We start from the raw sequence: 15,926 nt of genomic DNA on the forward strand, positions 1-15,926 counted from the left end.
AGCCCCACCTTCCACGGGGGCTCCGCTCAGAATCGAGTGAGTGCTAGGTGGTCCCACTCATCGATCAGATGGACCACCTAGCACTCACTCGCGGGGTTCGTCCGGCTTCACCTCTCCGCGTCGAGGTCCGCGAGCACCTGACCCGCGATCTTGAAGGCCGTGTTCGCGCTCGGAACGGAGCAGTAGACCGCGCTCTGCAGGAGGATCTCCTTGATCTCGTCGCGCGTGAGCCCGTTGCGGACCGCTGCGCGCACGTGCATCGCGAGCTCCTCCTGGTGGCCGCCCGCGACCATCGCCGTGAGCGTCACCGCAGAGCGCATCCGCCGGTCGATGCCCGGCCGCGTCCAGATCTCACCCCACGCGTACCGCGAGATGAAGTCCTGGAAGTCCTGCGTGAACTCCGTGATCGACGCGTTCGCCCGGTCGACGTGCTCGTCGGAGAGGACCTCGCGGCGTACCGCCGTGCCGGCCTCGTGCACCTGGGAACGCGTCAGGTCCGGCAGGCCGGCGTCAGTGACACCAGGCGCGGCTGTCCCGGCCGCCTCGCCAGTACCAGCTGCCTCTCCGGCTCCGGGAGTCGCGACCGACTCGACCGGCCCGACCGTTGCGGCCGCTCCCCCCGCCGAGGCCCCCGCCGGGGAACCCTCACCGCTCCCCTGGACCGCCGACCCGGCTCCCAGGAGGAACCCGTGCAGCAGCTTGGCCGCGACCTCGGGGGCCTCTGCCGGGACGAGGTGGGCGGCATCGGCGACGACCTCGAACCGCCCGTGCGGCACGCCATCGGCGATCGCCTGCAGGCTCGCGGGCGGAGTCGGCTGATCGTGCTCACCGGCGACCGCCAGGATCGGGACGCGCACGTCGCCCAGCCGATCCCGCACGTCGAACGCCGCGAGCGCACGGCACACCGCCGCGTACGAGAATCGGTCGGTCCCCTGCAGGGAATGCAGCAGCTCCGTCGACACGACGGGCTGCACCTCGATGAAGCCCGGCGCGAACCAGCGCTGTGCGGACCCCTCGACCATCGTGGGCGTCCCCGCCTCCTCCACGAAGGCGGCGCGCTCCTCCCAGGCTTCCGCCGTCCCGATCTTCGCGCCGGAGCAGAACACGCCCGCCGCGTCCACGGTCTCCGGATGCGACAGTGCCAGCTGCAGCGCGATCGCACCGCCCACGGAATCGCCTGCGACAGCGAATGACCCCACGTCCGGCAGGACGGACCGCACGGACTCCAGCACCTGCTCCGCGAGCTCCTCCATCGTCAGGGCGATGCCCGCGCGCGCCGCGACGGGGGCTGATCGTCCGTGGCCGGGCAGGTCGATGCCCACCACGGTCCAGTCGCTGGGCAGCTGCGCCGTCGCGTACTGCCACAGCGGCTGCACGGCGGTCCCCAGGGACGGCAGGACCACGAGGACGCGGGAGCCGGCGGCTGCGTCAGCGGCACCTCCCGTCGGCAGGTGCGTGGCGGTGAGAGTCGTCATGAGTCCGATCCTTTCGAAGGGTCTTCCGCGGAACTGTCGGGGTCAAGGGTGGTGAGGGTGGCGAGGATCCGATCCACGAGAGCGGTCGCCTCGCCCGTGTACGCGGCCGGGTCGAGCAGTGCGCCGAGGTCGCTCCGCCGGGCAGCGGGCACCACAGCCGCCAGCCGTTCGCGCGCGTCGCCCGCGTCCGCCGCCGCGCCCAGGGCCTCTGTGATCTGCGTCTTCGTCACATCCGGCGCCAGGGCGTGGACGAGTCGCTCGGACACGACCCCGGGACCGGCCGCCTCGAGGTTCCGGCGCATCGCACCGGCGTCCACCTCGAGCCGGTCGGCGAGGTCCCCGAGCAGGCGAGCGCTCGTGAGCGCTCCGAGCTGCAGGCGGGCGAGCGCGGTCCACTCCGCGTGCCACGCCCCGTCCGGGCGCTCATCCACGGCCTGCCCCACCGCCTGCGCGACGGTCGCGAGCAGTCCCGGTGCTTCCTGCCCGGTCCGCGACAGCAGGACGGACACCGTGGGGTTCGACTTCTGCGGCATCGCGGACGAGCCCCCACCGCCTGACTCTCGCAGTTCGCCGACCTCCGTCCGGGCGCCGGTGAGCACGTCGCGGGCCACCCGCTGGCCGACGAGGCTCACAGCCGCGAGCGCCTGTGCCCAGCCGAGCACCCGCAGCCGGTCGACGTGCCAGGGGTACCCGGCCGCGGCAAGACCCAGCCGGGCCGCCCATGCCGCCTCGAAGTCAGCCCCGCTGAGTCCAGCTTCATTTTCGGCACGGATCTCGCCGAGCGCGGCGCGCGTGCCCGCGGCGCCGCCCAGCTGGACGGTCGGGACGACACGTGCCAGCTCATCGCGAGCATCCGCGAGGCTGCGCGTCCAGTGCGCGAACCGCAGCCCCGCGGTCGTGGGCAGCGCCGCCTGCGTGAGGGTGTGGGCGAGGCACGGCGTGCTGCGGTGCGACCGCGACAGCGTCGATAACACACTGATCACGGCCTCCAACCGCTCGGACACCACCGCGATCGTCCGGCCGAGGACGAGCACCATCGCCGTATCCATCACGTCCTGGCTGGTGAGCCCTCTGTGAAGCGCATCGGCGCCCGGCAGCCCGGCGACCTTCTGCCGCGCGTGGGCCAGGAACGGGATGACGGGGTTCCCGCCCGAGGCCGCGTCCGCAGCGATGTCCGCCACCGGGTAGTCCGCGGGCGCGCCCAGGGCGGCCACGACCTCGGCGGCGGTCTCCTGCGACACGAGTCCGAGGTCCGCCTGCGCGCCGACCCAGCCGGCCTCGGCCTCCACGAGCGCGCCCAGCAGCGCGCGGTCGCCCACCGCTGCGGCGTCCGGTGCGGTGCCCGGTGCGAACAGCAGCATCGTGGCATCGTCTGCGGACGCCGCCGAGGTCCCGGCGGGCTGAGGACGATCGCTTGCGGTCATACCCTCAAGCCTGCCTCAGAAGTCATCGTTCCTCGGGAACTTCAGGAACACGGTCTCGTCGTCGCCCTGGAGGCGGACGTCGAAGCGGAGGCTCCCGTCCTCCTCGCGGGTCGCGATGAGCGTCTTCCGGCGGTCCGCGGGAAGCTGGGACAGGAGCGGGTCGGCCGCGAGCGCCGCCTCGTCCTCCGGCAGGTAGATGCGGGTGAAGAGGCGGTTGAGCAGGCCTCGCGCGAAGACGCACAGCGAGATGAAGGGGGCCGATCCGGGCTGGGTGGGCCCCGGGTCGACCGTCGAGAGGGTGAAGTTCCCCGACCCGTCCGTGCCCTCGCGGCCGAAGCCGGTGAAGGTGAAGCCGTCGCGCAGGAGCGATCCCTCGACATCCGGGATCGCTCCGGACTCATCGGCCTGCCAGATCTCCAGCAGCGCATCGGGGACCGGGGTGCCTGCACCGTCGGTCACCGTGCCGTGCAGGCGCACCGCTCGCGCACTGCCCACGGGCACCAGTTCGTTCCCGTGCTCGTACTCCAGGGCGAACCCGTAGAACGGCCCGATCGTCTGCGCCGGCGTGGGGACGAGGTCTCCGGTGGTGAGGTCGGCCCCGGTGTACCGGCCCGAGGCCGCGGCCCGGTCCGCGGTGCCCGCTGCGGTGCTGCTCGTCATGTCACTCATCGCCCTCGTCCTCCGTCCAGGTGCGTGCGCTGCCGCTCACGACGATGTCCCACCGGTAGCCCAGCAGGAACTCGTGCTCCGACTCATCGTGGTCATACTGCGCGACCAGCCGATCGCGGGCCTTCTGATCCGTGATCGACTGGTAGATCGGATCGAGCGCGAACAGCGGGTCGGACGGGAAGTACATCTGCGTGATCATCCGCTGCGTGAAGTCCGTGCCGAACAGGCTGAAGTGGATGTGCGCGGGCCGCCACGCGTTGCGGTGGTTCTTCCACGGGTACGGCGCCGGCTTGATCGTGATGAAGTCGTACGAGCCGTCCGGCCCCGTGAGCGTGCGGCCCACGCCCGTGAAGTTCGGGTCGATGGGGGCCGGGTGCTGATCGCGCTTGTGGATGTACCGCCCGGCGGCGTTCGCCTGCCAGACCTCGACCAGCTGACCTGCGACCGGGCGACCGTCGCCGTCGACCACGCGACCGCGCACGCGGATGCGCTCGCCGATCGGCTCGCCGTTCGCCTGGATCGTGAGATCCGATTCGAGCTCGCCCACGTCCCGGTGGCCGAAAGCGGGCGAGAAGGTCTCGATCGTCTCCGGATCCGTGTGGAACAGGTCCTTCGTGGGGTGGCGGAGGATCGAGGACCGGTAGGGCGGGAAGTCGAGTCGCGGCTGCGACTCCTCCCGCCCGCCGCTGTCCCTCTGCCCCGTGTACTCCCCGTGGATGCCCTCGATCTCCGTGGTCATCTGGCGCTGCGTCGCCGCGGCGTCATCCGGGCCCTGTGTCTCCGGCTGGCCCTGGGCCTGGACTGCATCCTGTCGCGTGGTCTCCGCGCTCATGTCGCACTCCTCTCCGAGTCGGCGCTGTGTGTCCGTGATCTGTGGTTCGCGTCGACTGTCAGTCCCTGTGTCTGTGGTTCTGTCGTTCGCTGCGTCATGTCAGCCTGCTCTCGCGCGGCCAGCCGGTGTACGCCTCCGCGAGGTAGGCCCTGCCGTGATCGGACTCCAGCAGGCCGCGCAGCTCGCCCGCCCGGCGACGGGTCTCGAAGTCGCCGGCCTGCGGGTCCCGGTGCATGAGGGACGTCACCCAGTAGGAGAAGTTCTGCGCTTTCCACACGCGCTGCAGCGCGCGGTCGGAGTAGCCGTCGACACCGGATTCGTCACCGGACAGCACAGCGTCGCGCAGCGCTTCGAAGAGCACGCGGACGTCCTGGAGCGCCAGGTTGAGGCCCTTCGCGCCCGTCGGCGGCACGGTGTGGGCGGCATCGCCCGCGAGCAGCAGGCGACCGGAGCGCATCGGTTCGGACACGTACGACCGGAACGGGAGGACCGTCCGCTCGAAGACGGGACCGGTGGTGAGCTCGAAGCCGTCCGGGCCGTCGACCCGCGCCTGCAGCTCCGCGAAGATCCGGTCGTCCGACCAGGCGGAGGCGTCCTCATCCGGGCTGCACTGGAAGTACATCCGCTGGACGGTGTCGCTGCGCTGCGAGATGAGCGCGAAGCCGCGCTCGGAGCGGGAGTAGATGAGCTCCGGCGCACTGGGCGGGGCTTCGCAGAGGATCCCGAACCAGGCGAAGGGGTACTCGAGGGAGAAGCGCTGTCGCTCGGCCTCCGGGATCGCGTTCCGGCAGACGCTGCGGGATCCGTCCGCGCCCACGAGCCAGTCGCAGACGATCCGCCGCGGCGTGCCGTCCGCATCCGTGAAGTCGACGTGCGGGCGATCCGTGTCGAAGGCGGCCGGGCTCGTGTCGCTGACGCCGTAGAACACGGTGCCGCCCGCGGCATCGCGCGTCTGCGCCAGATCGACGAACACCTCGTTCTGCGGGTACAGCCAGACGGAGGCGCCCACGAGCCCCTGGAAGTCGATCCGGTGGTCCACCCCGTCCACGCGGAAGACTGTGCCCTCGTGCTCATGACCGTGCGCGTGCACACGGGAGATCGCGCCCGTCGAGGCGAGCAGCTCCACGGACCCCTGCTCGAGGATTCCCGCACGGTGCGTCGTGGCGATCGTCTCCCGGTCGCGGTCGTCGAGCACGATGCTGTCGATGCCGGCCGTGTGCAGCAGGTGAGCGAGCGTGAGGCCCGCCGGTCCGGCACCCACGATGCAGACGGTGGTGCGGAGCTCTTCCGGTGGGGGCGCCAATGCTCCTCCTGAGGATCGAGGACGTCGAGGTGCGGTCGACAGGGACGTCGGGGCCGACTCTCCACAGTGTTCCAGTTCACTCTGCATCGATCCCGCCTGTTCTCATTCAATGGGAATCCGAGGCGGATGCGTCGTACGCTGAGGCCATGGCGAACTCCTCGAGCGGCGATTCGGTGCTGGGTCGCGTCGTACGGATCCTCTCCGCGTTCGACCCGCAGCACCCCGACCTCACGCTCGCCTCGCTCGCCGCACGCGCGGACCTGCCGACGTCGACTGCCTACCGGATCGTCGACGAGATGATCGATCACGACCTCCTCCACCGCGATCCCGCCGGCCGCATCCGTGTGGGAGTGGGGATGTGGGAGCTCGCCAACCGCGCTTCGGACACGGTCTCGATGGGCCGCATCGCCCGTCCGCACATGCTCGCTGTGAACGCCCGGATCGGCGAGCACGTGCAGCTCGCGATCATCCGCGAGTCGGACGTGCTCTTCCTCGAGCGGGTGTCCGCGCCGCAGGCGGGCCCCAACATCGCGCATGTCGGGGGACGGCTGCCCACCCACGCCTCGGCCTCGGGGCTCATCCTCCTCGCCCAGCAGCCGGAGCACGTGCGCGAGGCGTACCTGCGCCGGGACCTCGCGCGCATGACTTCGTCGACGATCACCGATCCTGCTGTGCTGCGCGACGTGCTGGCAGATGCGCGCCGCACCAGTTTCGCCACGCTGCCCGGCCACATGGTCGCGAGCTCCACCAGCTACGCCGTGCCCGTCGCGGGGCCCACCGGCGAGGTCGTCGCGGCCCTGGGCGCGGTCGTCGACACTGCCTCCGCACTGCCGGACCAGCGCATCCACGAAGCGCTGGCGACGGGCGCTCGGGCGATCCGCCTGGCGCTGCGGGAAGCGCAGGCCGCCGAGGCGAACGACTGACCGCGCCAGAGGTCCCGGTCACCGGAACGATCCGCCCGCGCGGGATCCGTTGCCGGAGGACTTCACACCGCCGAAGGCGCCTGCGACTCGTCGGAGACCGTCTGCTCGTTGATGTGGATTTTGCCGGAGCCCAGGCGGCCCGTCGTCATGCAGGTCTGTCCCGCGTGCATGAAGGATCCGAATGCGGCGGCTGAGACGGCGGCGTCCACGTCCGCACCGCACGGCAGCACGAGCATCGCATCGTTGCCGCCCAGCTCCAGGTGGGCGCGTGGAAGCATCCTGCCGCACGTCTCGCCGATCGCGGGTCCGGCTTCAGCAGCACCGCGTTGCCCAGGGCGAGCGCGGGCTAGCCGCGCGTCACGCCCCCGACTGCTCGAGGGCGTGCAGCTCCTTCGACGTCGACGCTCGCGGCTTGGGGATCGACAGCACCGCGAGGAACCCGATGAGTGCGGCAGCCGCGAACATGTAGAAGCCGCCCGGGTAGGCGATGCTCATCGTGACGAGCACGCCCGTGGCCAGGGGCCCGAGGATCGCACCCATCCGGCCGACTCTGGAGGCGAAGCCCATCCCCGTGGCGACCAGCGTCTTCGGATACAGGTACCCGACGAACGCGTACACGAGCACCTGCGCGGAGAACACGAACGCGCCCGTGACGAGGATGATCCCGTTGAGCACGACCTGATCCGCGATGCGGATGCTGAGCGCTGCCAGCAGGACCGATGCCGCGCCGAACCACGCGAGGATCGTCCCCTTGATCCCGCGGGCGTCGGCGACACGACCGCCCACCAGCAGTCCGATGATGCCGCCCGCATTGAGCACGAACAGCATGACGAGCGAGCTGGACACGTTGTACCCGGCGAGCTCCATGATCTTCGGCAGCCAGGTGTTGAGGCCGTACACGAGCATGAGCCCCATGAAGGTCGCGACCCACAGGCCCACGGTGATGCGTGACCGCCCGTCCCGGAACAGGTCGCGGACGCTCAGTGTGGGGCCGGACGCCGTAGGGCTCGCATTCGCAGTCGCCGCCGCTCCGACGATCGCCGGGGGTGCGGTCTCGGGGAGCTTCAGCCACATCGGGATGAGCGAGAGCAGCCCCAGACCGCCGCCCAGGTAGAAGAGCCAGTGCCAGTGCTCGTGGAAGACGAGTGCGGCGAGCGACGCCAGCACGGCGCCCGCGTGATAGCCGGTCATCGTCACGGTCGACGCGTTCGCCTTCCGGCCCTGAGGTGCGGACTCCTGCATCATCGTCACGGCGATCGGCATGCACGCCCCAAGCCCGAGCCCGGCGACGAGCCGGGCCGCGCCCATGAGCGCGACGTTCGGCATGAGCGGGAAGATGAGTGTGAAGAGGGAGAACAGGGCCACGCAGCCCATGAGCGGCAGTCTGCGCCCGCGGCGGTCGGCGATCGGACCGATGCAGACCGCACCGATCGCCACGCCCACCAGCGAGATCGTCGACACGAACGTCATATCCGCGGCGGTGACTCCCATGTCACCTATCTCAGGGTTCGTGAGGATGGGGATGATGGCGCCCAGAGCGACGATGTCGAAGCCCTCGAACATGACCGTGAGCCAGCAGAGGACCACGATCCAGGTGCGCGACGGAGTGTGCATGGCTCTCCCTTGAGTGTGGCGCGGGCCCGATGCCGAACCATGAGACCGAACCCACAGAGTCTGCGGCACACACGCTGTGCGGTGCAATCGCAGCGCGATCGATACCGTCGGCTTCGCCGGACGGCACGCCCACGTGCCACACCAACTACAGCACGTAGTCATCATCACCGCAGGTGAGGTACATCAGTCTCATCTCACATCCACATCGCGAGACACAGTGACTCAGCACGTTAGGCAACCCTTGTCCGCCGTGGGTGCGCGCCCGTACCGTCGGTTCCAGTGAGCCGCACATCATCCGGCGGCTCCGCAGACGACCCCCTCAGGGAGGGCTCCCATGACGGCGACGACCACGCACCCGCACACCCCGCACGAGGCGCCCCGCACCTCGGCGGCCCGCGAACGGCAGATCTCCACTTCCGTCCTCGTCGTGGGGACGGGCGGTTCCGGACTGCGGGCGGCGATCGAGCTGCGGGAGCAGGGCGTCGACGTCCTGGCGGTCGGGAAGCGGCCCCGCGACGACGCCCACACCACGCTCGCGGCAGGCGGCATCAACGCAGCGCTGGGCACACTCGATGCGCAGGACTCCTGGCAGCAGCACGCCGCGGACACGCTCCAGGAGAGCTATGGGCTGGCCGACCCGCGCACCGTCGAGATCGTCACACAGGGCGCAGCCCGCGGGATCGAGGACCTGGACCGTTTCGGCATGCAGTTCGCCCGCGAGGAGGACGGCCGGATCTCCCAGCGCTTCTTCGGCGCCCACACCTGGCGGCGCACCGCCTTCTCCGGCGACTACACCGGCCTGGAGATCCAGAAGACACTCGTGCGCCGCGCGGAGCAGACGGGCGTGCCGATCCTCGAGCACGTCTACATCACCAGGGTGCTCACGAACGACGAGGGTGCGGTCTTCGGCGCCTACGGCTTCCACGAGCACACGGGTGAGCGCTATCTGATCTACGCCGACGCCGTGATCCTGGCGTGCGGCGGCCACAACCGGATCTGGCGCCGCACCTCATCGCGTCGCAACGAGAACACGGGCGACTCGTTCCGGCTCGCACATGGGGCCGGCGGTCGGATCCGCGATGCGGAGCTCGTCCAGTTCCACCCGTCCGGCATCCTCGAACCGGAGGCCGACGCCGGCACCCTCGTCTCGGAGGCCGCGCGCGGTGAGGGCGGCATCCTCCGCAACTCCCTGGGCGAGCGCTTCATGTCCACGTACGACCCGGAGCGCATGGAGCTGTCGACTCGCGACCGCGTCACGCTCGCCTCGTACACGGAGATCAAGGAGGGCCGGGGCACGGCGAACGGCGGTGTATGGCTGGACGTGTCGCACCTGCCGCGGCAGCAGATCATGGAGCGCCTGCCCCGCGTCTACCAGACGCTCATGGAGCTGCAGATGCTCGACATCACGCGGGAGCCGATCGAGATCGCGCCCACTGCCCACTACTCGATGGGCGGCGTGTGGGTGCGTCCCGAGGACCACAGCACCGACGTGCCCGGCCTCTTCGCGATCGGCGAGGCGGCGTCCGGCCTGCACGGGGCGAACCGACTGGGCGGCAACTCGCTCATCGAGCTGCTGGTGTTCGGCCGGATCACCGGCGAGGCCGCCGCCCGCCACCATCGCGGCATCGTCGTGCAGACCAGGTCGCCCGAGGCGGTTACCGCCGCCCGCGCCGAGCTCACTGACTTACTCACCGCCGACGGCACGGAGAACATCCGCGCCCTCCAGCGGGCGGTGCGCGACACGATGACCGAGCACTGCGGGGTCGTCCGCGATGAGGCGGGCCTGCGGAGGGGGCTCGACGAGCTCACCGCGATCGAGGCCCGCAGCGCGGACATCGGGGTGCACCCCGACCAGGCCGGCTACCAGGACCTCGCGCACGCGTTCGACCTGAAGTCGTCGCTGCTCGCGGCACGGGCGACGCTCGAGTGCGCACTGGAGCGTCGCGAGACGCGCGGCTGCCACAACCGCGCGGACTTCCCGGACCAGGACCCCGCGATGCGGGTGAACCTCGTGTGGGCCGGTCCCGGCCGTGTGGAGCGGGAGCCCCTCGCCGAGGCCCCCGCAGAGATCGCGGCCCTCATGCGGGACGTATCCCAGGACGGCAAGCTCGTGGAGTGAGGCCTGCCGGCCGGGGCGCGAACCGGCTGGGCCACAGCCCGGCTGAGCCACAGCCTGGCCGGGGCCACAGCCCGGCTGAACCGCGACCCGGCTAAGCCGCGGCCCAGCGCACCACGATGTCGCCGATCATCGCGCGGGCCCGGCTCGCCATCGGCTCCTCGAGCAGCCGGCGCTGGAAGAGATGGCCGAAGGTGTGCTGGTTCGCCACCTGGAACACGCAGTATGAGCTGATGAGCATGTGCAGGTCGAACGGTTCGATGTCGTCGCGGAAGACGCCCTCGGCGCGCCCGCGGGCGATGATCTGCTCGAGCACGTCGACGGCGGGCTGACCGAGTTCGCCCAGGGTGTCGATCCTCTTGAGGAACTGCGCGTGGTGGATGTTCTCGATCATCACGAGCCGGATGAAGTCGCTGTGCTGCACGTGGTGGTCGTACGTCGCCTCGGCCAGTGCCCGCAGCGCGTCAGCGGGGCCCAGTTCGGCCACATCGATCTCACGCTCGGCCGTGCGGATCCCGCGGTAGGCCTTCTCGAGCACTGCGGTGTACAACTGCTCCTTGCCGCCGAAGTAGTAGTAGATCATCCGCTTCGTCGTGCTGGTGCGGGCAGCGATCTCGTCCACGCGCGCACCCGCGAAGCCGACCTCGGCGAACACCGTGGTCGCCACCTCGAGCAGCTCGCGCTTCGTGCGCTCGGCATCCCGCTGACGCGCCGGCACGTCCTCGGAGTCGTTCGTGGTCATCGCTGGCCCTCGTTCCCTGGTCCCACCAGTACGCGGCGGGGGTTGTCTCTCAACATCGTACGGATCTCACCGTCACCGACCCCCTTCTGCCGCAGCAGGGGGAGGATCCGATCGTGCAGATGGTGCATGGTCCAGTGCGGCGTGTGCTCGCGTCGCCACGAGGGTGGAGTGACGCGGCTGTAGATCGCGGCGTCGTGCGACAGGACGATCTGCGGGGCGAGGCCCCTCTCCAGGAGCGCGAGCAGCATCTCGATCCTCTGCGCGTCCGTCGCCATGTGCTCCATGCCGAAGCGGTCGAAGCCCAGGAAGGATCCCCGGGCGGCGAGCTCCTGCAGGTAGTCGAGGTCATCGGAGTCACCGGCGTGTCCGATGACCACGCGGTCGAGCCCGACACCAGCCCGTTCGAGCACGTCCTGCTGCTCGAGGCCCCCGCGCGAAGGCGCATGCGAGTGCGTGAATACGGGCACTCCGGTCTCCCGGTGCGCGAGGGCGGCGGCCGCGAACACGCGGTGCACGTCGTCGGTCATGCCGTCGACGTCGGAGACGACCTTGAGCGCCCCCGCGCGCACGCCGGTGCCCTGGATCCCCTTCGTGACGTCTCCGACGAACAGTTCGGCGAGCCGGTCCGGGCCGTCGACCAGCCGACCCGGACCGTTGAGGCGGAAGAAGGTCGGCAGCACGTCATGCGTGTACCAGCCGGTCGCCGCGACGATCCGCACGCGCGTGCGCGAGGCGACTCGTGCCACCAGGGCCGCATCGCGCCCCAGCCCGGGCACCGTCAGATCGACGACCGTGCGCACTCCCCGCTCGTGGAGGAGGTCGAGGTGGGCGACGGCGTCGCGCACACCTTCGTCCTCATCCCACTCGTCATCCGGCAGGGCGCGGTCGACCTCGGGCTGCTGCACGAACAGGTGCTCGTGCAGCAGCGTCTGGCCGAGGTCGTCTGCCGCGAGGTCGCCCGTGAACGTCGGGACGATGCGCAGGGGCGACTCAGACCTCACGAAGCCGCAGCGCGGATCGATTCGAAGACGGAGAGCGCCTCGTCGTCCAGGTTCTCCTCGAACCAGCTGACGGCCTGCTCGCGGAACGCGTCCACGTCGACATCGCTGTGGACGTTCCACTCGTCGCCGGACTCCCACTCCTCGATCGTGGCGGCGTCCTCCTCGTCGACGCAGGCGGTGACCTCGTCGACGGCCATGGCGACCGCATCGGTGACGACCTGCTGCTGGTCGGCGTCGAACTCGTTCCAGATCTCACCGATGAGCACGAGGTTCGTGTTCAGCTGGTGCTCGGTCAGGCTGATGTCACTCTGCACCTCCTGCAGATTCTGCGAGGCGATGTTGGTGATCGGGTTCTCCTGGCCGTCGACCGTGCCCTGCTGCAGCGCGAGGTAGAGCTCCTCGTACGCCACCTCGGTCGCACTGGCGCCGAGCGCCTGGGCGTTGAGGAGGAACTGCGGCGATCCGGGGAAGCGGATGCGCTGTCCCTCGAGGTCCGCCGGGGCGAGGATCGGCTTGTTCGCGGTGAAGTGCCGGGCACCTGCCGACCACACTCCGAGCGTGTTCACACCGGTCTCGTCTGCGAAGTCCGTGAAGAGCTGCTGGCCCGCATCGCTCGCGGCGAAGGCGGCGAGGTGGTCGGCATCGTCGAACGCGTAGGCCGCGTCGAGCACCGAGACGGGCTCGTACACGGAGCCCAGTGCCGATGCGCCCTGGATGTCCATATCGATGTCGCCGGATGCCACGGCCGCGATGCGCTCCGCATCGCCGCCCAGCTGACTCGAGGGGTAGATCTCGACAGAGATCCCCACGTCAGCGCTCTCGATCTGCTCCTTGATGACCGTGGCCCCGCAGGTGTGCTGGGGCTGGTCCTCGTTGTAGCTGGTCGCGAAGGTGAGCTCGACATCGCCGCCTCCGCCGCCGTCGCCCTCCGCCTCGCCGCCGCCACCGCATGCGGTCAGCGCCAGCGCCGGTGCGGCGACCATAGCGACCCACGCTGCTCGCCTGGTTCGTGCATTCATCACGGGTGTTCCTCTCCTCGGTTCCCGGCCTTGCCGGTGGTCGCCGCCGCTTCAGCGACGACCAGTTCCTTCAGGTCCTGCGTCATGGCGTCCCGATCCGCGGGTTCGCCGGTGAAGATCTCGAATGCGTCGGCCGCCTGACCCATCGCCATGCCGAGCCCGGACATCGTCTTCAGCCCCCGTGCCCGCGCCGCCATGAGCAGAGCGGTGTCGGTGGGGCGGTAGACGATGTCGCCGACCCACGCTCCCTCCCGCAGGAGCACGGGATCGAAGGCCATTCCCGGGTGCGCCGCCATGCCGAAGGGCGTGGCGTTCACGACCCCGTCGGCCTCTGCCAGCAGCTCCGGCAGCGCATCGGTCGACGCTCCGCGCACCGACCCGTGCGTGAGCGGTGCGACCTGCTCGGCCAACTCCTGGGCGCGCTCCTGCGCGACGTCGACGAGCACGAGCTCACCGACCTCCCGACCGGCGAGGGTCGTCGCGACGGCGGAGCCGGCACCTCCCGCGCCGACGATCACGACCCGCGCGCGGGGCGAGTCTCCGAAGGCCGCGTCGAATGCGGACCCGAAACCGGTGACATCGGTGTTGTGGCCGACGGTGCGCCCGCCGTCGAAGACCACCGTGTTGCAGGCGCCGACGCGACCCGCACTGGGATCGAGCTCGTCGAGCAGCGGGATGATCGCCTGCTTGAGCGGATGCGTGACGTTGAGCCCGTCGAACCCCATCCTGCGCGCCGCCCACAGCAGCTGCGCGAGGCACTCGGAAGTGGCCTGCTCGGTCTCGATCGTGCGGTACACGTAGTTCATGCCGTGACGCGCGCCCTCACGTTCGTGCATGGGCGGCGTGAGCGATGGCGCGACGCCCTGGCCGATGAGGCCCACCAGCACGGAGCGGCGCGATGCCGCCGGGGCAGGTGCAGCGGTCACAGGCCGAACACCTCCGGCATCCAGGTGATCATCTGCGGGAACGCGATGGCGAGCGCGATGATGACGAGGAACGGGATGATGAACGGAAGCGTCCCGCGGAACACATCGCCGATGCGTGAGCGCGAGACGGAGGCGATCACGAACAGGACCGTCCCCACGGGCGGGGTGAGCAGGCCGACCATGAGCGCGATGATCATGATCACGCCGAGCGTGATGGGGTCCACGCCGTACGTGCCGGCGATCGGCACGAGGATCGGCACGATCAGCACGAGGATCGCCGTCGCGTCGATCACGGTGCCGAGCACCAGGCACAGGAGGACGACGAGGATGAGGAAGACGGTGGGGCTGTCGCTGATCGCGAACATTGCCTCCGTCATCATCTGCGGCACGCGCTCACGGGCCAGGATGTAGCCCAGCAGCGACGCCGACGCGACGATGATCATGATCGACGCGGTGGTGACGGCCGATTCCTTGAGCGCCTCGAGGAACCCCCTCCACGTCAGGGAGCGGCGCACCACCCCGATGAGGATGATGTAGGCGACGGCGACGGCCGCGGCCTCCGTCGGCGTGAAGAGCCCGCCGAGGATGCCGCCGAGGATGATGACAGGGGTGAACATCGGCAGGATGACGCCTCTGACCGAGGCCAGGACCTCCGCCCTGTCGAACTCGCCCTTCTGGATCTTCGGGTTGCGCGACACGAGCACCGCCACGACGATGCACAGTCCGATCGCCATCGCGATCGCCGGGACGACCGAGGCGGCGAACAGTGCGCCCGTCGACACGGCGGCGAGGCCGGAGTAGATGACGGCGGGGATCGACGGCGGCATGACGGGTGCGATGAGCGACGAGGATGCGGACACTCCCGTCGCGAAGCGCCGTCCGTATCCCTCGCGGATCATGGCGGGGATCTGCACCTTGCCGAGCGCGGCGGCGTCTGCGACGGCCGAGCCGCTCATCCAGCTGAAGCCGACACTCGTGCCGATCGACACGTAGCCGAGCGATCCGCGCACCCGTGCCAGCACTGCGAGGGCGAAGCGGAAGAGCGCATCGGCGATGCCCGCACGGTTGGCGAGTGAGCCGAGGAGGACGAAGAGCGGCACGGCCAGCAGCGGGAAGCTGTCCGCTGCGTTGAAGACCTCCCGCAGCGCGTTCCCGGTGGAATTGCCGTTCGCCCACATGTAGACGATCGAGGGACCGAGGAAGGCGAAGGCGACGGGGACGCGGAGGACGAGCAGCACCGCGATCGCGACGACGAGCAGCACGAGCATCATGGGGCGACCTCCGCGTCGTCGTCGAACTCGGAGAAGACCGGTCCGGTCACCGCGATCTGCACGGCCTGGATGAGCGACCGGATCGCAGTCGAGACGACGCCGATCAGGACGGGGATGTAGACCCACGACATGGGGATCCGCAGGACGGCGGACTTCAGGATGCCCTGCGAGTCGATCAGTGCGAGGGCCTCGACGACGAGCATGATCGCGACCGCGGCCACGATGAGCATCGCGCCGGACTGCACGATGCGCACGAACAGCCGGCTGCGGGCCGCATCGACGATCTCCAGGGCGATGTGTCCCCGTGTCGTGATGAGGATGCCAGCGGCGGAGAAGGTGAGCCAGACCAGCGCGAAGCGCGACACCTCACCCGTCCAGGCCACCTGTTCGATCGGCAGGTAGCGCTGCACGGCCTGGAAGAAGACGAGCACCAGGATCGCGAGGATACAGAGGACGCCGATCGCGACCTCGATGGCGGTGAGCACGCGCACGAGCGGTTGCCAGAACGGCTTCGTGCGATGCGCCGGGGAGTCTGTCATGCGACGTCCTTGTCGGTCCTGTGAAGTGAGTGGGGACGAACGTACCGGATAGTACATTCGGAGATCAAGCTC

Annotated in this window: 15 protein-coding genes and 1 pseudogene; 2 read left to right on the forward strand and 14 right to left on the reverse strand. The window is 69.9% G+C overall.

What is annotated here, in order from left to right; translation table 11 throughout:
* Positions 1-107 precede the first annotated feature (107 nt).
* From pcaC to BSP109_RS07395, 6 genes and pseudogenes are all read right to left on the reverse strand, one after another.
* Positions 108-503 (reverse strand): 4-carboxymuconolactone decarboxylase, encoded by a 396-nt coding sequence (gene pcaC / locus BSP109_RS17685; protein ID WP_256970173.1) that lies wholly within the window; start codon positions 501-503, stop codon positions 108-110.
* A 228-nt stretch (positions 504-731) separates the two neighbouring features.
* Positions 732-1,475: pseudogene (locus BSP109_RS17690) on the reverse strand (alpha/beta fold hydrolase); the annotation flags it as partial.
* Positions 1,472-2,899: a lyase family protein gene (locus BSP109_RS07380; RefSeq protein WP_101599858.1), complete on the reverse strand. Its 1,428-nt coding sequence runs from the start codon at positions 2,897-2,899 to the stop codon at positions 1,472-1,474. The gene BSP109_RS07380 and the pseudogene BSP109_RS17690, both read right to left, overlap by 4 nt.
* A gap of 15 nt (positions 2,900-2,914) precedes the next feature.
* On the reverse strand, positions 2,915-3,568 hold the full coding sequence (pcaG, locus tag BSP109_RS07385; RefSeq protein ID WP_257944593.1) for a protocatechuate 3,4-dioxygenase subunit alpha: 654 nt from the start codon (positions 3,566-3,568) through the stop codon (positions 2,915-2,917).
* Positions 3,561-4,400 (reverse strand): protocatechuate 3,4-dioxygenase subunit beta, encoded by an 840-nt coding sequence (gene pcaH, locus BSP109_RS07390; protein WP_101599860.1) that lies wholly within the window; start codon positions 4,398-4,400, stop codon positions 3,561-3,563. The genes pcaG and pcaH overlap by 8 nt, the downstream gene beginning before the upstream one ends.
* Before the next feature lie 94 nt (positions 4,401-4,494).
* Positions 4,495-5,703, reverse strand: a complete 1,209-nt coding sequence (locus BSP109_RS07395) for a 4-hydroxybenzoate 3-monooxygenase (protein WP_257944594.1) — start codon at positions 5,701-5,703, stop codon at positions 4,495-4,497.
* 146 nt (positions 5,704-5,849) lie between these two features.
* Between BSP109_RS07395 and BSP109_RS16900 the strand changes: the two genes are divergently transcribed.
* Positions 5,850-6,626: an IclR family transcriptional regulator gene (locus BSP109_RS16900; protein WP_180959642.1), complete on the forward strand. Its 777-nt coding sequence runs from the start codon at positions 5,850-5,852 to the stop codon at positions 6,624-6,626.
* A gap of 62 nt (positions 6,627-6,688) precedes the next feature.
* Here BSP109_RS16900 and BSP109_RS07410 read toward each other — a convergent pair whose 3' ends face one another.
* Together BSP109_RS07410 and BSP109_RS07415 are read right to left on the reverse strand one after the other, a co-directional pair.
* Entirely contained in the window at positions 6,689-6,904 is a 216-nt protein-coding gene (locus BSP109_RS07410; RefSeq protein ID WP_101599863.1) for an aldehyde dehydrogenase family protein, read from the reverse strand.
* A gap of 79 nt (positions 6,905-6,983) precedes the next feature.
* Positions 6,984-8,240, reverse strand: coding sequence for an aromatic acid/H+ symport family MFS transporter (locus BSP109_RS07415; protein ID WP_257944595.1), 1,257 nt, complete (start codon positions 8,238-8,240; stop codon positions 6,984-6,986).
* 334 nt (positions 8,241-8,574) lie between these two features.
* Between BSP109_RS07415 and BSP109_RS07420 the strand changes: the two genes are divergently transcribed.
* Positions 8,575-10,359 (forward strand): L-aspartate oxidase, encoded by a 1,785-nt coding sequence (locus BSP109_RS07420; RefSeq protein ID WP_257944596.1) that lies wholly within the window; start codon positions 8,575-8,577, stop codon positions 10,357-10,359.
* A 91-nt stretch (positions 10,360-10,450) separates the two neighbouring features.
* Here the strand turns inward: BSP109_RS07420 and BSP109_RS07425 are convergent, their stop codons facing one another.
* From BSP109_RS07425 to BSP109_RS07450, 6 genes are read right to left on the reverse strand one after another with little or no spacing between them, the layout of a single operon-like run.
* Complete coding sequence (locus BSP109_RS07425; protein WP_087004107.1) at positions 10,451-11,098, reverse strand: TetR/AcrR family transcriptional regulator; 648 nt, start codon at positions 11,096-11,098, stop codon at positions 10,451-10,453.
* The gene (locus tag BSP109_RS07430; protein ID WP_219618510.1) at positions 11,095-12,099 is read right to left on the reverse strand and encodes a phosphotriesterase; all 1,005 of its coding nucleotides are present in this window, start codon (positions 12,097-12,099) and stop codon (positions 11,095-11,097) included. Before BSP109_RS07430 ends, BSP109_RS07425 begins: the two co-directional genes overlap by 4 nt.
* Entirely contained in the window at positions 12,096-13,118 is a 1,023-nt protein-coding gene (locus BSP109_RS07435; protein ID WP_101599864.1) for a DctP family TRAP transporter solute-binding subunit, read from the reverse strand. The genes BSP109_RS07430 and BSP109_RS07435 overlap by 4 nt, the downstream gene beginning before the upstream one ends.
* Positions 13,118-14,044 carry a shikimate dehydrogenase gene (locus tag BSP109_RS07440; RefSeq protein ID WP_101599865.1) on the reverse strand — a complete coding sequence of 309 codons (927 nt, stop codon included), beginning with the start codon at positions 14,042-14,044 and terminating at the stop codon, positions 13,118-13,120. Before BSP109_RS07440 ends, BSP109_RS07435 begins: the two co-directional genes overlap by 1 nt.
* The gene (locus BSP109_RS07445; protein WP_101599866.1) at positions 14,041-15,315 is read right to left on the reverse strand and encodes a TRAP transporter large permease; all 1,275 of its coding nucleotides are present in this window, start codon (positions 15,313-15,315) and stop codon (positions 14,041-14,043) included. Before BSP109_RS07445 ends, BSP109_RS07440 begins: the two co-directional genes overlap by 4 nt.
* Positions 15,312-15,854, reverse strand: coding sequence for a TRAP transporter small permease (locus BSP109_RS07450; RefSeq protein ID WP_179207021.1), 543 nt, complete (start codon positions 15,852-15,854; stop codon positions 15,312-15,314). Before BSP109_RS07450 ends, BSP109_RS07445 begins: the two co-directional genes overlap by 4 nt.
* Positions 15,855-15,926: the final 72 nt, after the last annotated feature.

Source organism: Brevibacterium sp. Mu109, from assembly GCF_900169375.1.
GTDB lineage: Bacteria > Actinomycetota > Actinomycetes > Actinomycetales > Brevibacteriaceae > Brevibacterium > Brevibacterium yomogidense_A.